This window comes from Rhizobium sp. NPDC092011 (genome assembly GCF_044756305.1).
Lineage (GTDB): Bacteria > Pseudomonadota > Alphaproteobacteria > Rhizobiales > Rhizobiaceae > Rhizobium.
Window position 1 is genome coordinate 1,626,250 of record NZ_JBIVSO010000001.1, and the last position, 19,400, is coordinate 1,645,649.

Annotated in this window: 16 protein-coding genes; 11 read left to right on the plus strand and 5 right to left on the minus strand. The window is 59.9% G+C overall.

Annotated features, from left to right (window positions below):
* Nucleotides 1–9 precede the first annotated feature (9 nt).
* The 7 genes from ACIQJ2_RS07400 to ACIQJ2_RS07430 are packed head-to-tail and all read left to right on the plus strand — an operon-like array spanning nt 10 to nt 6,979.
* On the plus strand, nt 10–1,029 hold the full coding sequence (locus tag ACIQJ2_RS07400) for a BMP family ABC transporter substrate-binding protein (RefSeq protein WP_400668311.1): 1,020 nt from the start codon (nt 10–12) through the stop codon (nt 1,027–1,029).
* 18 nt (nt 1,030–1,047) lie between these two features.
* Nucleotides 1,048–2,553, plus strand: a complete 1,506-nt coding sequence (locus ACIQJ2_RS07405; RefSeq protein ID WP_400668313.1) for an ABC transporter ATP-binding protein — start codon at nt 1,048–1,050, stop codon at nt 2,551–2,553.
* Entirely contained in the window at nt 2,550–3,578 is a 1,029-nt protein-coding gene (locus ACIQJ2_RS07410) for an ABC transporter permease (RefSeq protein WP_400668316.1), read from the plus strand. Before ACIQJ2_RS07405 ends, ACIQJ2_RS07410 begins: the two co-directional genes overlap by 4 nt.
* A 3-nt stretch (nt 3,579–3,581) precedes the next feature.
* Nucleotides 3,582–4,478, plus strand: coding sequence for an ABC transporter permease (locus tag ACIQJ2_RS07415; protein ID WP_400668318.1), 897 nt, complete (start codon nt 3,582–3,584; stop codon nt 4,476–4,478).
* Nucleotides 4,479–4,488: 10 nt separating this feature from the next.
* Nucleotides 4,489–5,697 carry a Tm-1-like ATP-binding domain-containing protein gene (locus ACIQJ2_RS07420; protein WP_400668320.1) on the plus strand — a complete coding sequence of 403 codons (1,209 nt, stop codon included), beginning with the start codon at nt 4,489–4,491 and terminating at the stop codon, nt 5,695–5,697.
* A gap of 1 nt (nt 5,698) precedes the next feature.
* Nucleotides 5,699–6,532, plus strand: coding sequence for a phosphoenolpyruvate hydrolase family protein (locus tag ACIQJ2_RS07425; protein ID WP_400668322.1), 834 nt, complete (start codon nt 5,699–5,701; stop codon nt 6,530–6,532).
* A 9-nt stretch (nt 6,533–6,541) separates the two neighbouring features.
* Entirely contained in the window at nt 6,542–6,979 is a 438-nt protein-coding gene (locus ACIQJ2_RS07430) for an SRPBCC family protein (protein ID WP_400668324.1), read from the plus strand.
* A 116-nt stretch (nt 6,980–7,095) separates the two neighbouring features.
* Here ACIQJ2_RS07430 and ACIQJ2_RS07435 read toward each other — a convergent pair whose 3' ends face one another.
* Together ACIQJ2_RS07435 and ACIQJ2_RS07440 are read right to left on the minus strand one after the other, a co-directional pair.
* Nucleotides 7,096–7,575 (minus strand): flavin reductase family protein, encoded by a 480-nt coding sequence (locus tag ACIQJ2_RS07435; protein WP_400668326.1) that lies wholly within the window; start codon nt 7,573–7,575, stop codon nt 7,096–7,098.
* A gap of 230 nt (nt 7,576–7,805) precedes the next feature.
* Nucleotides 7,806–8,753 carry a LysR family transcriptional regulator gene (locus ACIQJ2_RS07440; protein WP_400668329.1) on the minus strand — a complete coding sequence of 316 codons (948 nt, stop codon included), beginning with the start codon at nt 8,751–8,753 and terminating at the stop codon, nt 7,806–7,808.
* Nucleotides 8,754–9,027: 274 nt separating this feature from the next.
* On the opposite strand from ACIQJ2_RS07440, the gene ACIQJ2_RS07445 reads away from it, so the two are divergent.
* The 4 genes from ACIQJ2_RS07445 to ACIQJ2_RS07460 all read left to right on the plus strand — a co-directional run bounded on the left by ACIQJ2_RS07445 (nt 9,028) and on the right by ACIQJ2_RS07460 (nt 14,506).
* The gene (locus tag ACIQJ2_RS07445; protein ID WP_400668332.1) at nt 9,028–10,149 is read left to right on the plus strand and encodes an ABC transporter ATP-binding protein; all 1,122 of its coding nucleotides are present in this window, start codon (nt 9,028–9,030) and stop codon (nt 10,147–10,149) included.
* 36 nt (nt 10,150–10,185) lie between these two features.
* Nucleotides 10,186–11,256 (plus strand): extracellular solute-binding protein, encoded by a 1,071-nt coding sequence (locus tag ACIQJ2_RS07450; RefSeq protein ID WP_400668335.1) that lies wholly within the window; start codon nt 10,186–10,188, stop codon nt 11,254–11,256.
* Between the two features lie 111 nt (nt 11,257–11,367).
* Nucleotides 11,368–12,729, plus strand: a complete 1,362-nt coding sequence (locus ACIQJ2_RS07455) for an LLM class flavin-dependent oxidoreductase (protein ID WP_400668338.1) — start codon at nt 11,368–11,370, stop codon at nt 12,727–12,729.
* 13 nt (nt 12,730–12,742) lie between these two features.
* Nucleotides 12,743–14,506, plus strand: coding sequence for an ABC transporter permease subunit (locus ACIQJ2_RS07460; protein ID WP_400668341.1), 1,764 nt, complete (start codon nt 12,743–12,745; stop codon nt 14,504–14,506).
* A gap of 115 nt (nt 14,507–14,621) precedes the next feature.
* On the opposite strand, the gene ACIQJ2_RS07465 is transcribed toward ACIQJ2_RS07460, so the two are convergent.
* The 3 genes from ACIQJ2_RS07465 to ACIQJ2_RS07475 are packed head-to-tail and all read right to left on the minus strand — an operon-like array spanning nt 14,622 to nt 18,790.
* Entirely contained in the window at nt 14,622–15,974 is a 1,353-nt protein-coding gene (locus tag ACIQJ2_RS07465; RefSeq protein WP_400668344.1) for an NCS2 family permease, read from the minus strand.
* Nucleotides 15,975–16,020: 46 nt separating this feature from the next.
* Nucleotides 16,021–17,802, minus strand: a complete 1,782-nt coding sequence (locus tag ACIQJ2_RS07470) for an adenine deaminase (protein WP_400668346.1) — start codon at nt 17,800–17,802, stop codon at nt 16,021–16,023.
* Complete coding sequence (locus ACIQJ2_RS07475; RefSeq protein WP_400668349.1) at nt 17,792–18,790, minus strand: LacI family DNA-binding transcriptional regulator; 999 nt, start codon at nt 18,788–18,790, stop codon at nt 17,792–17,794. Before ACIQJ2_RS07475 ends, ACIQJ2_RS07470 begins: the two co-directional genes overlap by 11 nt.
* Nucleotides 18,791–19,400: the final 610 nt, after the last annotated feature.

Sequence of the window (19,400 nt, forward strand, 5' to 3'; positions counted from 1 at the left end):
GAGTCCAAAATGACGACAGCCAGCAAATTCCTGAATACCTGCCTCGGTTCCGTGTTTGCCTTTGCGACGCTTTGCGTTCCGGCCAAGGCTGAGGATGCCCCTTACGTTCTGGTCACGCCCAGCCGCATTGGGGTGAACAAGTTCCTGGGCCTCGGAAAGACCGGCATCGAGAAGGCCGCAGACGCCCACGGCGTAAAAGCGCGCATATTCGAAGGCACTGATCCATCCACGCGCCGACAGAATGTCCAGGCTGCGATCGACATGAAGGCTCCAATCATCGCGGTCGTCGGTTTCGAGTTCGGCGACATCATCGCCGATCTGGCGCCGGAATATCCGGATTCGAACTTCGTCATCATTGACACCTGCATACCGGATGCGCCGAAGAATGTTCATTGCGCCGTGTTTCGCGAACAGGAATCCGCCTATCTCGCCGGAGCGGAAGCTGCCCTGACCTCGAGCACCAAAACGGTCGGCGTGATCGGCGCGCTCGATATCCCCTTCCTGCATCGCTACACGGATTCCTTTGCTCTCGGCGCCAAGGCGGTCCGGTCAGACATCAACGTCTTGCCGACGTCATGGATCGGTGGCGACAATCCCTTCCAGGATCCGGTGAGAGCGCAGACGCAGGCAGCGCTGCAGCTCTCCAATGGAGCCGATCGCATCTATGCGGTGGCCGCCGGCAGCAACGGCGGCGTCTTCAAGGCGGTCGCGGACAAGCCCGGCGCAATGGCGATCGGCCTCGACGTCAATCAGTGTGGCGACGCGCCCGGTGCCATTCTCGACAGCACGCTCAAGCGCGTCGATGTCATTCTTCCCGCCACCATCGATGGCATTCTGAAGGGCTCCGCCAAACCGGTGGTCAGCTTCGGTCTCGCCGAAGGCGGGTTGGAACTGCTGGCCATGTCACCGGATGTCGCGAACTCCGGCTGCGCGATTGCAAAGGAGGCCGAAGTCATCAGCAAGCTCAAGGAAATCCAGGCAAAGATCGTGTCAGGCGCGATCGCCATCCCTGATCCCATGGCTCAGTGACGACCCTGGAGTAGGACGATGGCCTTGCTTCAGATGAAGGGCATTACGAAACGATTTGGCAGTCTTGTTGCCAATGACGGTGTGAGCCTCACGGTCAAGACTGGTGAGATCCATGCGCTGATGGGGGAAAACGGGGCCGGCAAGTCGACCCTGATGAACATCCTCTATGGGCTTATCAAGCCGGACGCCGGCGAAATACTGATCGACGGAAAGAGGACGGATTTCGTGAGCCCGCTCGGCGCCATCGCCGCCGGCGTAGGCATGGTTCACCAGACGTTCAGGCAGTTTCCGAACCTGACCGTCTGGGAAAACCTGGTGTTCCAGAACGAGCCCGGCAATGGTCCGTTCGTCTCGGCGGACGCCGCTCGCGATTTTGTTCGCGGTCTCGGCGCCAAGCACGGGCTCGAGATCGACCCCGACAGCCGTGTGCGCGATCTGGCGGTCGGCATACGCCAGCGCCTCGAGATTTTGAAGGCGTTGTCACGGCAGGCGAAGATCCTGATCCTCGACGAACCGACGGCCGTCCTCACTCCGCAAGAGCGCGATAGCCTCTTCACGGCTATGCGCCACCTGGCGAGCCAAGGCATGGCCCTCATTCTGGTGACCCACAAGATCCCCGAGGTCATCGCCGTCACCGACCAGATCACCGTCATGCGTGACGGCCGCCTCACGGGCAACTTGACAACTGCGGACACGAACGAGGCCGACATCATCCGCGCCATGATCGGACGGAATGTGCCGCCGACAGTCGCGACGAAGGTGGTGTCGACCGCGCCGCCAATGCTCTCGGTCCGGAACCTTTCGGTTCGCAAGGGAGATGTCGCCATCGTCGATGACGTGTCTTTCGACGTTCGGCCTGGGGAGATTGTCGGCATCGCCGGCGTTTCCGGAAACGGTCAACCCCAACTGATCTCCGCTGTCACGGGACTTGAGAACGCGGCGGGGTCGGTGGTTGTCGCGGGAACGGACGTCTCTGATTTCTCGATCGCAGATCGCCGTTCCGCAGGCATCTCCTATGTGCCCGAAGATCGGCATCTGACGGGCACCGCGCCCGCGGCCTCGATTGCAGACAACATCGTTTTTGGCACGCATCGTACCCCCAACACCTCCCGCCGGGGATTTCTCCGCAAAGAGGCCATCCGCACCCAGGCGCGCAGGCTGATTGAGCAGTTCAGGGTAAAAGCCACCTCGGAGCAGGTGCCTATCGGCTCGCTTTCAGGCGGCAACATGCAGAAAGTGGTCATAGCCCGCGAGATCGAGCACCAATCGCCGCTCATCATCATCGAGGAGCCGACACGCGGGGTGGATGTCGGCGCGATAGAATTTATTCACAAGACGCTGATTGCCGAACGCGACAAAGGTCGCGCAATCCTGGTGGTCTCATCGGATCTGAACGAACTGCTGGCGCTTTCGGATCGGATTCTGGTGATGTTCGAGGGGCGGATCAACGCCAGCCTCACCGGAAACGACATGAACGAAAGCACCATCGGCGGGTGGATGATGGGGGGAGTGCAAAGCGCATGACGACGGCAGCAAGCCTCGATACGAAATCGCGGGTGGGGGCCATAGTGCTCTCCATCATCGCCGCAGTTGTCCTCGGCGGGCTCGTCGTTCTCTCGACCGGCGCCAATCCGCTCTCGGTCTATCGCGAGATCATCACGGGTGCCGTCGCCGGCCGTGGGCTGGGCGAGACATTCACCCGCGCTGTGCCATTGGTCGGCATGGCACTGGCAGCGGCGATCGCATTGCGCGCCGGCCTCGTCAATCTCGGCGGCGACGGGCAAATGCTGGTCGGCGGCCTTGCTGCGGCGCTTGTTGCGCTTTACCTGCCTGTTCCCGGTGCCGTCAGAGCCGTACTGGCCCTGTTGGCCGCCATGTGCGCCGGTGGCCTCTACGCCTGGATCGCGGCTATCCTCCAGCTAAGCCTCGCGATTCCGTTTCTGATCGCGAGCCTGCTCCTGAGCTATATCGCTCGCGGCATAACATCCTATCTCGTTCGCTATCCCTTGCGCGACCCGTCGACCGGTATGCCGGAAACCTATCGCGTCGCCATGGGAGCACGCCTACCCGGCAGCATCCTCGATCTGCCGATCAGCTGGGGCATGATGATCATGGCTGCGGTCGCAATCGCCGTGATCGTCAACGACAGGCACGGCGTCAACGGTTTCGAATGGCGCATGACAGGCCTCAACGCGCGGTTCGCTCGCTATTCGGGAACGAACCTGCCGCGTCAGACCCAGCGCGTGGCTTTCCTGAGCGGCGCCCTGGCGGGCCTGGTCGGAGCCCTGCTCATCCTCGGGCAGCAATATCGTTTCACGGACGGCGCCTTGCTTGCGCCGGGCTACACCTGGTCGGGATTGATGGCTGCGGTCCTTGCGATGGCAAGCCCGATCGCCACCGTCGTGACTTCGATATTCTTCTCGGCACTGCAAGTGGGTGGATTTTCGATGGAGCGGGCACTCGGCCTTCCAGCGGTCCTCACATGGGTCTTACAGGCATTGATCATCCTCTGCCTCGCTGCCCGCCCAATCTTCCTGAGGAGGCGATAGATCATGATAACCATGCTTCTTTCGCAGGTCCTAGATCTGATGACGCCGGTGCTCTTGGCGGCGATGGCGGGGGCCTTGTGCGAGCGTGCCGGCGTTTTCAACATTGCGCTAGAGGGCAACATGCTCGTCGGTGCGTTCGTGGCCGTCGCGGCAAGCGTCGCCTTCGGCTCACCAGTACTCGCTGTGCTGATGGCGCTGGTCTGCGCAGCGATCTTCGCGATGCCGCTCGCCCTCGGCGGCGCAAGGTTTGGTGGCGATCCGATCGTCATCGGTATTGGCCTGAACCTGCTTGCTTCCGGACTGACGACATATCTTCTGAGCGCCCTGTTCGGCGTAACCGGCACACTCGTTGATCCGTCCGTCACCGCCTTGTCACGCTTCGGCATTCCGGGGCTTGCCGACGTTCCGGTGCTCGGCGCGATCCTCGGCGGACACAATGTACTCGTCTATCTCTCATGGCTGCTGGTGATCCTCGTCAATATCTACCTGTTCCGCACGCGCTGGGGCCTGCGACTGCGCGGCATCGGCGAGGTACCATCCGCCGCTGCGGCAATGGGAGCAAATGTGAACCGCTATCAAATGGCGATCGTTGTTTTCGCCGGTGGACTTTGCGGATTGGCGGGCGCCGAACTGGCTCTGGGCTCCGTCGCGCTTTTCGCTGAAAACATGACTGCGGGACGAGGCTGGATAGCTGTTGTCGCCGTGATGCTTGGCCGCGCCCATCCGCTCGGCATCGCCTTGGCATGCTTCGGCTTCGGCCTGGCGGATGCGATCGGTCTACGGCTCCAGGGGCAGGGGCTCCCCAACCAGATCACCGACATAGCCCCCTACGGCATCACTCTGCTGGCGATGATCGGCCTGGGGCTACGCACAGCTGCAAGAAAATTGAAAAATACGTGAGGAGGATACGATGACTATGCCGAAGACCATTTATGTGGCGGGTTCCTGCGATACCAAGGGTGACGAACTGCGCTACGTCGCGGAGCTGATCAGGGCACAAGGATTGCCCGCAGTCCTGGTTGATCTCTCGACCGCGACGCCGTCGGCCAACGTCAATGTTGATGCGAGATCGGTCGCCGGCTTCCATCCAGGTGGCGTCGAAGCTGTCTTCACGGGAGACCGCGGTTCCGCCGTTTCAGCGATGGGCCTTGCGTTCGAACACTTCATCCTGTCGCGCAGCGACGTCGGCGGCGTTATCGGCCTCGGCGGCTCGGGAGGAACCGCGATGGTCACACAGGCCATGCGGGTTCTGCCCGTCGGCACCCCGCGCGTGATGGTCTCGACCGTGGCCGCCGGCAATATCAGCGCCTATGTCGGCCCGAACGATATTTCCATGGTGAACTCGATTACCGACATTGCCGGGCTTAACCGCATCTCGCGAACGGTCCTGTCGAATGCCGCCAATTCGATCGCCGGCATGGTTCGTAATCGCAAGGAAGCCGAACAGGACGACAGGCCATCGCTCGGCCTGACGATGTTCGGCGTCACCACGCCTTGCATCACCCAGGTTGTCGAGCGGTTGCGTGACCAGTACGAGTGCCTTGTGTTCCACGCGACCGGCATCGGCGGTCAGTCGATGGAAAAGCTTGCCGCGTCCGGCTATCTGGCCGGGGTCCTGGACATCACCACAACAGAAGTATGCGATCTGCTGTTTGACGGCATTCTGCCGGCGACGGAGGAGCGTTTCGGCTTCCTTGCGCAGCTGCCGCTGCCTTATGTCGGCTCCTGCGGCGCGCTCGACATGGTCAATTTCGCTGGCATCGACACCGTTCCCGAGAAATATCGCCACCGCAATCTCTATGTGCACAATCCGCAGATCACGCTGATGCGCACGACGGTCGAAGAAAACGTGGCGATGGGCAAATGGATAGGCGAGCGGCTGAACCGCAGCATTGGTCCGGTGCGCTTCCTGTTGCCCCTCGGAGGGGTGTCGCTTCTGGACGCTCCAGGCCAGCCGTTCCACGATCCCGAAGCCGACGCCGCGCTGTTCGACGCCATCGAAAGCACGGTGCAGCAGACGCAGGACCGCCAGGTGCTTCGAGTGCCGCATGCAATCAATTCCCCGGAGTTCTGCTCCGAGGCCGTTCGACACTTCCACGACATCAGCAAGAGGCGTTAGTATGAAGTTCAAAAGAAGTCAGTTGCTGGAAAAGTTCCGCCAGCAGATCGATGCGAAAATTCCCATCATCGGCGGCGGCGCCGGCACCGGCCTTTCAGCCAAGTGCGAGGAAGCCGGCGGCATCGATCTGATCGTTATCTACAATTCCGGCCGTTATCGCATGGCCGGAAGGGGATCGCTGGCCGGTCTTCTTGCCTATGGCAATGCCAACGAGATCGTGCTGGACATGGCACGCGAAGTGCTACCCGTCGTCACGCACACCCCGGTTCTTGCCGGCGTGAACGGCACGGATCCATTCTGCAATTTCGATCATTTCCTTGACGAGTTGAAGGAGCTGGGTTTTGCCGGCATCCAGAATTTCCCGACGGTTGGCCTGATTGACGGCACCTTCCGAGCCAATCTCGAAGAGACCGGCATGGGCTATGCGCTGGAAGTGGAACTCGTGCGGCTGGCGCGCAGCAAGGACCTGCTCACGACCCCCTATGTCTTCTCGCCCGACGACGCACGCGCGATGACCGAAGCCGGCGCTGATATCGTGGTGGCCCATATGGGGCTGACAACCGGTGGCGCGATCGGCGCCGATACCGCGCTGACGCTGGAAGCGTGCGTGGAGGAGGTCAATGCGATCGCCACCGCAGCCCGGAGCGTCAATCCCGACATCATCGTCCTATGCCATGGCGGTCCCATCGCCGAACCGGAGGATGCCCGCTACATTCTGGAGCGATGCCCGGGTTGCCATGGTTTTTATGGCGCTTCCAGCATGGAGCGCCTGCCAGTGGAAAAAGCGCTCGTCGAACAGACGAGGGCCTTCAAAAGTCTTGTCATCAAACATTAGGAGGGGAATGTGGCCAAGGCATATGCAAGTGCAGTGATCGATGCGCCGATTGAAACGGTGTGGAAACTGGTGCGTGATTTCAACGGCCTGCCGAATTGGCATCCGGCCATTGCGAAAAGCGAAATCGAGGGTGGGCATAGCAGCGGCGATGTCGGCTGCATCCGCTCGTTTTATCTCACGGATGGCGCGCATGTGCGCGAACAGCTGCTGGCTCTCAGCGACGTCGATCATTCGCTATCCTACAGCTTCGTGAAACCCGCTTTTCCGGTGAAGAATTACATAGCCGGCATAAGGCTGCTCCCGATCACGGAAGGGAACCGGACATTCGCGGAATGGACAGCGATATTCGATGAGGAACCGGAGGATGCGGGAAAATACGTCGAAATCGTCTCCACGCACGTCTTCGCTGCGGGTTGGGCGGCCCTTCAGGCAAAGATCGGCAAATAATAGATCGACGCCATGAGAAATGGATGGCGGAGCGCCTGAATTGGCGCTCCGTTTGTCTCAGGCAGGCGCCATATCCTGCTCTGCGAAGAACGGCGTTCCGCTCTTCATTGTCCGGATCATGCCGGTTCGATATACCGGCCCTTGAAGAATATCAGGGGCTGCTGATCTTTGTCCGACTGGGCAGCGCTCATGTCGTTCACCAGCCCGATCACGATGCGATGGTCGCCGGCCAGATGTTCTTCGTAAAGCGTGCAATCGACCCAAGCGAGAGATCCTTCGATGACCGGATTGCCCGAAGACGTTCCGCTCCAGGCGACGCCTTGCCACTTGTCACCTCCGGAGCGCGCGAAGGCATTGGAAATTTCCCTTTGTCCCGACGCTAGAATATTGACCGAAAAAGTGCCCGCAGCTCGGATCTTCGGCCAACTCGTCGAGCTGTGCATGACGCTGAAGGAGACCAAGGGCGGCTCCAGCGAAAGACTATGGAACGACTGGCAGGTAAATCCTACCGGCTGCCCCTCCGATATGCCGGCGATGACCGTGATGCCGGAGGCATAGTGCCCCACGGTTTCGCGGAAAAGACGAGAATCCGGCATGAATGACATGGCGCCTACCTTTGCTGGGTTTGCTGTACTTCCTGGGACAATCCATTGTCTCGATGAAGCATTTTACGAATTCGGCGACGGCTGTCGCCTTCGCCCGCTGTTCATCCTAGAACTGCTCCTTCATCCTCAATATTACCAAAAGAGATTTATTTCAATATCAATTGAGGAATAAAAAGAATGATTGATGTCGTCGTGATATTCATAGATCTCATTCCTTCAGCTCATGCGTCCTTGGACCTAGCTGGCACCGGCACCTCCTCAGCCCCAGGATCCCAGGCGCCGTAAGCCTTCGAGAAGTCGCAGCTCTCCTGCATCAGTTTCACAACCGATTTCAGGATGGGGCTGGCATTTACGGCCGGATATACGGCCAAATAAGTGAGATCCGGCACCTGTTCGACCACGTCGATCCGCCGGATCGCGTTTCCGGCAAAATTGGCGTCGAAAAAGAATGTCGGCAGGGCGCTTACGCCGGCACCACCAATGAGCATGCTGATAAGCGCCAGGAAATTGCCGGCGGCCATAATATTGGAGGTTGCCACACCGGCATTACGCAGGGTAGTGCCGATCAACATTTCCGATGCGGGGTCGGCGCGCAGCAGGATCGTGTGTTTGGCAAGCTCGCGCATGCTGATTCTGCCGTCGCCAACGGCAAGTCCGGTCGCGCATGCCCAAGCCCATTGCGATGATCCCACGGGTACGACCTGGAAACGCGGATCGGTCAAACCATCCGGCATGACGGCAAGATCGAGCTGGCCATCCGTCAGTTTCTGTGCCAGCACGGTCGATGAATCGATAACCAGTTCCAAAGTGATCTTGGCAAAAGCGGAGCGCAGGCGGCCGACGAAATCGCCAAGCCAGGTCATTGCGCAGGCTTCCGTTGCGCCGATTCGCAGTCGACGCTCGATCAAATCGGGCGCGCTGAAGCGCTCGGCGAACCGATTCTTCTGCTCCAGCAGCCCCGCCGCCAGCTCCAGCATTTCGACCCCCTTCGGCGTGAGCTGCGCGACGCGCCTGCTTCGATCAAAGATGGCAACTCCGAAACTTGCTTCAAGTTCTTGAATTCGCTTCGATATTGCAGATTGAGACGTGTCGAGGTGCTGGGCGGCGGCTTCGAAGCTGCCGAGCGTGCCGATCCAGTACAAGGCTTCGAGCTGTTTGAACGTCAACATGTCTACCCTCTCGACTCACGTTCTCATTCATTCTTTTTTCTCAATTATCGATATTGCAAACAATCTCTTTTTGCGATTAAGTGCAGCACCAACATATCCATTCATAGCAGATCAATCGCTGAGAACGACAAGAGCGCAACGCGATCAAGAGATCTGGATTTTTCTGTACCTTACGGGCGGCGGTTTACGAACCTCTCCCGAGGATGACTGAACACGCCGGTATCGCTGTCTGGGGAAAGAAGTGGTGAGCCGCGCTGAGGAGGAACTTGGAAACGTGCGGTCAACTACACTGCAAGCGGCAGCTTTAATCAATATTTCGCCCATTGTTCCCAAGCTGGAGGCAAGGGGGATCGGCAAGTCCTATGGCAGCGTTACAGCGCTCAGGCCGCTAGACTTGCAGGTACGCCCCGGGGAGTTACTTACGCTGCTCGGGCCATCCGGCTCAGGCAAGACGACGTTGCTGCAATTGATCTCTGGTCTCGTGTCTCCCTCGGTCGGCAGTCTTTTTATCGACGGTCGGGACCAGACGGATGTACCGGCCCACCGCCGCGGTATCGGCGTGGTCTTCCAAAACTATTCCCTGTTTCCGCATCTGACGGTGGAGGAAAATATCGCCTTTCCGCTGCAGATGCGGAGGGTCGCGAGCAAGGAGATCTCGAGCAAGACGCGCGCCGCGCTTGCCATGGTCGGCCTCGACGGGTTCCAGCATCGTTTTGCCTCCGAACTTTCCGGCGGGCAGCAACAGCGCGTCGCGCTTGCGCGTTGCCTCGTCTACGAACCATCGATTTTGCTCATGGATGAATCGCTGTCTGCGCTCGACCGGAAGCTACGTGAAGCCATGCAGATCGAGGTGAAGCGGATACACCGAGAGACCGGATCCACCATTATCTTCGTGACGCACGATCAGGAAGAGGCGCTGGCGCTCTCCGACCGCATTTGTCTCATGAACAACGGCGGCATCGAGCAGATCGGCACCCCGGAGGATCTTTACGAACGGCCGGATACAGAATTTGCCGCCGATTTCATCGGCATCTCCAACATCCTCCGCGGCACCATGACGTCGGTCGGAACCATCGCGACCGAAGACGGCAATCTGCCCCCTTCGGCCGGTTGTGACTGCAATCCCGGCGAAGAGGTCTCACTGATCGTAAGGCCCGAGCACCTATCGATCACGGCCGCCGCCAACGGTCTGCTGTCGGGCACCCTGATCGAGCAGGTCTATGCCGGCTCGGAGAGGAGACTTCTTGTCAAGCTGGCGAGCGGCACGGTGCTGACGATCCGGCAGCCCGCTGGCCTAGAGCCCCATAGCCTTGGTGAGCAGCTCCATGTTCGCTGGGAAAGCCGCAACGCCAGAGTGGTGCGCCGGCAGGGGCGAGATAAAGCACAAAGCAAATAACGACATGGAACATGTCGACAACCGGAGGGAGAAACCATGCCATTATCGACTACGCCAACCAGACGCTCGTTTCTGCAGCTCACCGCGGCGGGGGCTGTCGGTCTCGCCACGCCTGCCGTTTTCACGAGTCGTGCCCGCGCCGCGACCGGCCAGATCGTCGTCGCCGATTACGGCGGCTCAAGTTCCGAGGCCATGAAAAAGGCGTTCAGCGAGCCCTTCGAAGCGGAGACCGGCATTAAGGTCGTACATGTTGCCCACGATACCGATCCGGTCACCCAGTTCAAGCTGCTCGTCGATACCAAGAGCTACATCTGGGATGTTTGCTCCATGGATACCTCGCACGTTCTCAAGCTGACCAGCGGCAAGAATTATCTGGCGCCCATCGGCGTAAAGGACCCAAACGGCGAAATCATCAGCGGCATGATCGCCGACAACTGGCTCGGCTATTCCGTCTTCGCCGACACGATGGCTTATCGAACCGATGTCTTCGGCGACAAGGGGCCGATCACCTGGCCGGATTTCTGGAACCTGGACAAGTTTCCTGGGCGGCGCGGCCTTTCGCGCGATGCCATCGGCGTATTCGAACATGCGCTCGTCGCCGATGGGGTCGCCCCGAAAGATCTCTATCCCATCGATGTCGATCGGGCCTTGGCTTCGCTCGACAAGATCAAGAAATCGGTCGCGATCTGGTGGGGCAATGGCGCGCAGAACTCGCAGATCCTTCAGAACGGCGAGGTGGACATGTCCAATGCCTGGTCTTCTCGCGCAGCCGAAGTGAAGGCATCGGGCGCACCGATCAAGATCGTGTGGAACGGCACTTATTCCTGCGACGGTCTCGGCATTCCGCTGGGCACTCCCCGACTGGAGCAGGCGCAGGCCTACATACAGTTCTACTCCCGCGCCTATCGTCAGGCGGCCTACTCCTCCCTTGTCGCCAATGGCCCGACCAACAGCAAGGCCTTTGCTCTCATGAAACCCGAGCAGGCGGCCCTATTGCCGACTAGCGCCGAAAACCTCCCCGACCTCGTCGCCACGAACAACAGCTGGTGGGCCGATAATTTCGAAGCGTCCGACAAGCGTTTCAAGGAGTGGCAGCTGGCGATCTAAGCCAAAGCGTCTTCGTCCCTATCGCTGCGACTGCAGCCTTAAAACAAGGCGACGGCGAGAGCCGCCGTCGCCGGATCATCTGTGCCGAATTGACTGCCGAAAGGATATCCAATGTCGCGAAAATCTGAGTTTCCACTCGCTGTGTTGATCGACGGAGACGGCTTCCATCCCGCAGGCTGGCTGCATCCCGCCGCCGTCACGGGGCAAGCCGGCAAGATCGACCGTATGATCGAGATGGCCCGCGTTGCCGAGGCGGCGAAGATCGACCTGTTCTTCGTTGCCGATACGCCGGCGGCCCGGACCGACCAATTGGACATCTGGCGGCGCTGGCCCAAGTTCATGAACGTGCTCGAGCCGATGACCTTGCTTGCCAGACTGGCCGGGGAAACCTCTCACATCGGCCTTGGCGCAACGGTATCGACCAGCTTTTTCGAACCATACAATATCGCCCGCCAGTTCGCGTCGCTCGATCATATTTCCAATGGTCGCGCCGCCTGGAATGTCGTCACGTCATCCAACGACTACGCCCCTCGCAACTTTGGGCTCGATCGACTGCCGCCGCACAATGAACGCTACGAAAAGGCGCGCGAAAGCGTCGAGATCGTCAAGGCCTATTGGGATAGCTGGGAAGACGACGCCTTCGTCTACGATCGGCAGCAATCCTCCAGCTTCGATCCTGCCAAACAGCACCCTGTAGATTTCAAGGGCAAGTATTTCACCGTTCATGGCGCTCTCAACCAGGCCCGGCCCCCGCAGGGACATCCGGTGATCATTCAGGCCGGCGCGTCCGGTGACGGCAAGGAACTGGCCGCTGAAACCGCCGATGTGGTCTTCTCAGCTGCCGGAGACCTGGAGGCTTCGCGCGCCTTCTACTCCGACCTCAAGGGTCGGATGGCCCGTTATGGACGGGATCCGAGCGAGCTGAAGGTTCTGGCGAGCCTTCGCTGCAGCATTGGCAAGACCCGTCAGGAAGCGGTCGATAAGTATCATCTGCTGCAATCGCTCATTCACCCCGATGTCGGCATCAAGATGCTGAGCGAGCAGCTTGGCGTCGATCTCGGCGGGCTGTCGCTCGACGAACCTATTCCGCCCGGCGTCATCCCGCAGACGACCAATCGCGAGAAGGGCTTCTTCGAAAGGTTGCGGGCTCTCATCCTTGCCCATCCCACAAAGACGCTGCGGGAAATCTACCAGCTCTACGATTATGGCACGGCGCCCATCTGCGGGACGCCGACGGAGATTGCCGATCTTCTCGAAGAATGGATCGATACCGGAGCTGGAGATGGATTCATGCTTCTTTTCAATACATTGCCGAGCGATCTCAATGATTTCGTTGAACTTGTCGTGCCGGAGCTTCAGCGGCGTGGACGGGCACGAACGGAATACACGGGTCAAACCCTGCGGGACCGCCTTGGCCTGAAGCATCGCGCCAATCCGCACCCGTCACGCGCCCGCGACAAGATGGTCTCATGATGAAAGCCGCCTTATGACCGTATCATCTATACATCCGGTTCGCGCCGGGCTCTTCGGTGCATGGCGGCCACGCGCGGCTTGGCTGTTCCTCCCAGGTTTCCTGTTCCTGGCGGTATTCTTCCTTTGGCCGACGCTGCGGCTCGTGTCTATGGCATTCGTCGACCCGGACGGCAGCCTCAGCATCGGCGCTTTCAGGCAGTTGCTGGAGACGCCGGTCTATCGGCGGATCTTGCTCGGCACGGCAGGGATCGCCGTCGAGGTGACCGCATGGAGCCTCGTACTCGGCTATCCGCTTGCCTATTGGATCGCCCATCAGGCGCCTGTACGGCAGAGGCGGCTTCTCGTCCTCATACTGACGCCTTTCTGGACGAGTTCGCTGGTCAAGAACTTTGCCTGGCTCGTCCTGCTCGGCCGCAATGGCCCGTTATCCAGCCTACTGCACTATCTGGGCATACCAGGGGGAGGGAACCTGCTGTTCAACCGAGGCACCGTGGTGTTTGCGATGACACATACGCTGTTGCCGCTTGCCGTCATCATCATGTTTCCCGTTCTCAATGCGGTAAACCGCAGCCTCGTCTCGGCGGCCCGGACATTGGGTGCAAGCGGCGCGCAGACGTTCTGGCGCGTCTATTTTCCGCTCACTGTACGCGGCCTGGCAACCGCCGGCCTGCTGGTTTTCATTGTGGCGCTTTCGTTCTTCATCACGCCAGCGCTGCTCGGCGGCCCCGCTCAGACCATGATCGGCCAGCTGGTCATCGAGCAGATCAACTCCTATCAAAACTGGCGCATGGGCAGTGCGCTTGCTGTCCTGCTTACACTTATGACCATGCTTGCCGTCTTCATTTGCGATTGGTTGTTTTCGCTGTCGTCGGCGCTTGGCGGCAATCCGGCTCAGCATGCCCAGGCACGCAGGCGGCGGATTGGCCTGGCATTGGTGGCCTTGTTCGGCTCATTCTTCGCGACCTGCGACCGCTTGCGCGAGCGCTATCTGCCGTTCTTATCCCTGGAAGGATTTCTTCCGATCTATTGCTGGCTCGTGATCGCCGTGCTGCTGCTGCCGATCCTGGCCGTCGTTCCCATGGCATTTACCAGCAGTACGTTCCTCTCCTTTCCTCCGTCAGGCTTCAGCTTTCGCTGGTTCGCCGAGTATTGGCAATCACCGCTCTGGCGAATGGCAACGTTGCGCTCCTTCGGGATCGGTCTCGCGACTGCGGCGCTGACGCTTGCTCTTGCCACATCGGCCGCATTCGCGACCGCGCGCTCCAAGGGGCGGATATCGAACGTCGCTTTTCTGACATTCACGGCACCGATGATCGTGCCGCAATTGGTTATTGCGATCGCGATGTTCTACCTCTTCGCCAGCATGTCGCTGGTGGCGACCAACCTCGCCATCATCCTCGGCCACACCGTCATCGCACTGCCAATCGTCTTTGTCGTGATGGTAACAGCCTTCAAGGGACATGACTGGCGGCTCGACGAGGCGGCCGCGACATTGGGAGGCAACCGGTTTCAGGTTATAAGGCGCGTCACCCTGCCGCTCGTCAGCGTATCGCTCATCGTCGGCTTCATCACCGGCTTCCTCGAATCCTTCGAGGAGCTGACCATCGTCCTCTTTGTTGGTGGCGGGTTCGTGACCACCTTGCCGAAGCAGCTGTGGGATGACGTGTTCATGCAGGTCAGTCCGACCCTTGCGGCTGCGTCGACGGTCATTCTGGCAATCGTAACGCTGCTTTTCCTGACCATGGAGATCCTGCAGCGCAAGCAGCCATCGCATTGAGACCTTTTGCTCTGCTTGGGAATAGCGCAACAAGAACAAAGGCCGGCCATCTATGGATGGCCGGCCTTTGCGTTGATGCTGTATCGGCGCGCGAAATATGCGCGCTATCTGCGCCTCAATGAGCAGCGATGGTCCAGAAATAATAGGCAAGCGGGATGGCAAGGAGATACATACCGATCGACACCTGCTTTGCTTCGCCCGACAGCACTTTGACGATGACGTAGAACAGCAGGCCTCCGGCAATACCGGTCCCGAAACTGTTCGAAACCAAGGTCAGCAAGACCATCATCAGGGCGGAGAGACCGTCTGAGAAGTTCTCGAGATCGACTTTCTTCAGAGCGCCGAACATCGACATGCCGACGAGGATCAGAGCCGGTGCGGTGGCGGCTGCCGGGATCATCAATGCGATGGGAGTGAAGAGCAGGGTGAGGGCGAACAGAGCCGCCGTTGCGATGGAGGCAAGGCCCGTGCGGCCGCCTACTTCGGCGCCAGTGGCGGATTCGACAAGTGCCGTGGCTGAGGGAATACCAAGCAAAGGGCTGATCGTTGCCGCAATGGAATCGACCAGAAACGGCTTGCCCAGATCCTTCATATTGCCGGCTTCGTCGACCAGACCGGCCTTTGCACCGACGGCGAGCGTCGTGCCAAGCGTCGAGAAGAATTCCGAGGCGAAAAAGGCAAAGAGATAGGGGAAATACTGGATCTTGAGCGCGCCGAAGAAGTCGAGCTGCAGACCGATTTCGGAGATGCCGTGCGGTACGCCGAAAAATGTGGTCGGGAGCTTCGTGACGCCAAGAGGAATGCCAAGCAGCGTGCTGCCCAGAATAGCCCACAGGATCGGTCCCGGCACTTTCCGCCCGCGCAAAAAGACGGCCAGGAAAATCCCGAAAACGGCGATGATGGCTTGTCCCGAGCTGAAGGATCCGAGCATGAGCGCATGGCTCTTGGCGTTGACGTCAACCAGCCCCGCATTCTTGAAGCCAAGAAGGGCGATGAACAATCCGATGGCCGCGCCCAAGCCGAGTTTGATCTGGGCTGGCACCATGCGGGCAATGACTTGGCGCACGCCCAATACGGTCAGCAGCACGAAAATGACGCTCGACCAGAACGAGATGGCAAGACCGGTCTGCCACGGAATATGCTCCACAGCCGCCATGGTCGGCCCGACCAGAACCGAGCCGCCGATGCCAGGGCCAACCACGAAGGGCATGTTGGCATAGAACGCCATGAACAACGTCGCCCCGATGATGACGAGGATAGTCGCCGTCGTCGCGGCCGCGCGGTCGATACCGCCAGCCGAAAGCAGGGACGGGATCACCACGAGAAGATAGGCAGCCGCAAGGAAGGAGGTGATGCCGGCAATCACCTCCGTTTTTGTATTGGTATTGCGTTCGCGCATGCGAAAGTAGGTCTTCCACCGCGCTTCGGATGCTTCGCTTGGCTGCACAACATTCGTATTTGGGGCCATGTATGTATCTCCTAAGTCGGCAATCATTGCCGTGCAGCGAGTGACGTCAGTTTCGGCCTGTGGCCAGAAGCGGTCTGATTTCCAGGGTTGTGCCGTCGGTCAGCCCGAGGTCGGTGACGTGCGGGCCGGGATTGCAGGCAAGGCTGGCTCCGACGACCGCCTTGAAGGTACGAATTGGCGGCATCCAATCGGCGATCGCGTCGGCGGCCGAACGCAGCTTGGCGAAATCCTCGGCAACCTCTTGTGCTGGAGCATCCGACAACAGGCCACAGACGGGCAGCGCAAGCAGAGCCGTAACCTTGCCATCCGCAGCCGTTGCCATGCCGCCGCCGGCATCGATGACGGCATTGGCCGCCGCGGCCATATCAGCGGGATTGCGGCCGAAGACGGTCAGGTTGTGGCTGTCATGCGATATCGTCGTTGCCAGCGCGCCGCGCCAATGGCCCCAGTCTTCCAGAATGCCGATAACAGGCGAGGGGTCTTTTCTGCCATGGCGATGGATGACCGCCATCAGGAGCATATTGTCGGGCAGGACGAGCTTGCCATCCGTCACCGTGACAGTGGCTTCTCCCCATTTTGTAAAGCGTGGGCTGACGACAGTGTTGACATGAGCCTCGGTCATGCCAGGCAAGGCAATGTCGAAATCGGCGGCGGAAACCTTGCCGAGCTTGACGGTGTCACCATACGCATCCGCGTGCGCGCCACCTTGGATGACCTCCGATAGGCTGCCGCCATTGGCGACCTCGCGCCCCGATACGTAGACGCGATCGACCTTGATCCTTTCAAGGTCGGACAGGAGGACGATATCGGCGCGTCGACCGGGAGCAATCAGTCCAAGATCATACCGATTGAGCCACATCGCAGCATTGAGCGTTGCGGCTCGAATGGCGTCGATCGGCCTCATGCCGTAGCCAATAAGGCGCCTGAGAACGGAGGACATCGCTCCGTCTCTCACCAGATCATCCGGAAAAACATCGTCCGTGCAGATCGTCAGCGTCTGCGGCAGATGCGACAGCTTCTTCAGCGCCTCGATCACACCGGGCAGGACATAATCATGCGAGCCGCGCAACTCGATGGTGAGACCAGCCCGCAATTTCGCCAGCAGGTCTTCTCCGGAAGTGATTTCATGATCCGATTGAATGCCGGCCGCGACGAAAGCCTGCAAATCAGCGCCTTCGAGGCCACGGGCGTGGCCACAGACCCGCTTGCCGCTGGCGAGCCCAGCCTCGACGACCCCACGCATTGGCTCGCTTCGCTCAAGCACACCACGCATGTTCATTACTTCGGCGACGCCCGAAATGTTGGGCCAACTCAACATGGTCGCCATTTCGCCGGCGCGGAACTCGGCACCGGCAAGTTCCAGCCCGGGCGCCGAAGGGACGCAGGACGGCGCCAAGGTCAGAAAGCGCAGCGGCAGTTGCTTCGTTTCTTCCAGCGCCCATCGGATACCGTCGAGGCCGGCGACATTGCCGACTTCATGCGGATCCCAGCACACGGTCGTCGTGCCCTGCGGAACGACGGTTTCCGCATACCGCCTCGGCGTTACCATGGAGCTTTCGACATGCATATGCGTGTCGATGAAACCGGGCGCGATGAAGCGTCCCGAAGCATCGACGGTCCGGCTGGCGTCGCTCCTGCTTGCTGTAGGATGAACGCTCGCAATCAGCGGACCAACAAGGCCGATATCAGCCGGCCGCATCTCCGAGGTCGCGACATCGACGAGCGTGCCGCCGACGATCAGGACATCGAATGGTTCCAGCCCGCGGGCGGCCCGCACGGCCCGATCACGCAGGTCGGACGAATTGATATCTTGGGGTTCATTCGGCATTTTTGTCTCCCTGAGCGAAGGCCAACGGCCGCGCGGTGGATTGCCTCACAACAAGTTCAGTCGGAAAAATTCTGCTGATGCCGGTTTCGCCGGCGACGAAGGAAAGTGCGTGCACTGCGACAGCCTCAAGATCCTGCCGCACGGTCGTCAGCGGCGGCGAGACGATCTGCGCCCACATCAGGTCATCGAAACCCGTAAGCGATAAATCATCCGGGATACGGTAACCCCGCTCGCGAACGGCAAGCGCAAAGCCAATGGCCAATGCGTCATAGGCGGCAGCGCAAGCGCTAAAGCGAGTGAGGTCAAGTTCCCGACCGAGGATGTTTCCCGCCTCGAACGTCGCGTCGCTACGTTGCAACGTCGGCTCTATACCAGCCGAGAGGAAGGTTTCGCACATTCCTCCGACACGCTCGCTCGCGACCAACGAGTTTTCCGGGCCGGCAAGCACAAGCAATTTGTCATGACCAAGTGCGAGCAAATGCTGCGCAATCTTGCGGCCGCCTTCGCGGTGATCGCTTGCGGCAACATTCCCAATGGTGACCGCGCTGTCGATCACGGCAACGGGAACCGCAACGCTGTCAGGCACGACCGTCGTGCCGCGGGTCGGAATGACGATCAATGCGTCGACGCCGCGGGCGATCATGTTTCTGATCTCGAAGTCCTGCTGCTGCGGGTCGCCCTGGCTATCCCCGATAAGAACGGCAAGGCCCCGCTGTTTGGCAGCCCGCTCAATGGCCTGTGCAAAGGCCGGAAACAAAGGTTGACCGATGTTCGGAACGAGCAAGCCCACCGTATTGCTCTTGCCGGTGCGCAGCGCGCGCGCCGTATGATCCGGCACATAGCCCAGTCTATCCGCCTCGGCTCTGATCTGCTCGATGAGTGCCGGAGAAACACGCCCTTTGCCGCGCAGGGCATTCGAGACGGTTGCGGTGGACACAGCCAGCCTGTCAGCAATTTCACGAATGGAAGAAGGGCGCGTTTCGCTCATTCCGGGCTGGTCTCGATGTCCTATGATTAAACGATTAATCACGGGGGATTACTTTTGCAAGTGCTTATTTTCCCGTTTCGAGGCAAAGGCGGCGGCCAATCCATTCCGGTTGACCAACCCTCGGTAGCCCGACTTCTCATCGATCGCGCGACCCTTGTCCTCTGAGCCGCTCAAACGGCCCTTGAGTAAGAGTATGCCAAGGGAATACCGGGCCGATGCACCTACTGCAGCAGCTTGCGCAGATACCGGAACAAGGGATGGCTGCTGATGTTAGCGGACAGGTATGGAGGAGGTCGATGAGCAGATACACCGAGTTGAAAGGTCCCGGCGACGGCAAGGGCGTCTCTGTGTGGTGGACTTGTTCAGCCGGAGACGAACGAGGTCAGTCTCCGCTGTCGATTTCAATCCCCATGGATATAGAGAATGAAACGGCCGGGCAGGCCGCTCTGTTTGATCTCTTTCCGTGTAAGCAACTCAACGCTTTGCGGCTCAGACAGCCATGCCGTACTCGTATCCGCCTCGAAGAGAAATCACGACTGCTGCCGAGAGAAAAGGGAGAGCGCCGGAAGCAGCCTGATCATGCTGCTGTCCGCCGCCCCATCTTTAGCCA

Bases quoted from the DNA above. Each gene is read 5' to 3' on its own strand.
- ACIQJ2_RS07435 (WP_400668326.1), bottom strand. From the start codon at position 7,575: ATGCCGGATTCTCGTCTTTTCCGCGAAACCGTGGGGCACTATGCCTCC.
- ACIQJ2_RS07400 (WP_400668311.1), top strand. From the start codon at position 10: ATGACGACAGCCAGCAAATTCCTGAATACCTGCCTCGGTTCCGTGTTT.
- ACIQJ2_RS07440 (WP_400668329.1), bottom strand. From the start codon at position 8,753: ATGTTGACGTTCAAACAGCTCGAAGCCTTGTACTGGATCGGCACGCTC.
- ACIQJ2_RS07450 (WP_400668335.1), top strand. From the start codon at position 10,186: ATGCCATTATCGACTACGCCAACCAGACGCTCGTTTCTGCAGCTCACC.
- ACIQJ2_RS07475 (WP_400668349.1), bottom strand. From the start codon at position 18,790: ATGAGCGAAACGCGCCCTTCTTCCATTCGTGAAATTGCTGACAGGCTG.
- ACIQJ2_RS07455 (WP_400668338.1), top strand. From the start codon at position 11,368: ATGTCGCGAAAATCTGAGTTTCCACTCGCTGTGTTGATCGACGGAGAC.
- ACIQJ2_RS07425 (WP_400668322.1), top strand. From the start codon at position 5,699: ATGAAGTTCAAAAGAAGTCAGTTGCTGGAAAAGTTCCGCCAGCAGATC.
- ACIQJ2_RS07460 (WP_400668341.1), top strand. From the start codon at position 12,743: ATGACCGTATCATCTATACATCCGGTTCGCGCCGGGCTCTTCGGTGCA.
- ACIQJ2_RS07465 (WP_400668344.1), bottom strand. From the start codon at position 15,974: ATGGCCCCAAATACGAATGTTGTGCAGCCAAGCGAAGCATCCGAAGCG.
- ACIQJ2_RS07405 (WP_400668313.1), top strand. From the start codon at position 1,048: ATGGCCTTGCTTCAGATGAAGGGCATTACGAAACGATTTGGCAGTCTT.
- ACIQJ2_RS07420 (WP_400668320.1), top strand. From the start codon at position 4,489: ATGACTATGCCGAAGACCATTTATGTGGCGGGTTCCTGCGATACCAAG.
- ACIQJ2_RS07410 (WP_400668316.1), top strand. From the start codon at position 2,550: ATGACGACGGCAGCAAGCCTCGATACGAAATCGCGGGTGGGGGCCATA.
- ACIQJ2_RS07470 (WP_400668346.1), bottom strand. From the start codon at position 17,802: ATGCCGAATGAACCCCAAGATATCAATTCGTCCGACCTGCGTGATCGG.
- ACIQJ2_RS07415 (WP_400668318.1), top strand. From the start codon at position 3,582: ATGATAACCATGCTTCTTTCGCAGGTCCTAGATCTGATGACGCCGGTG.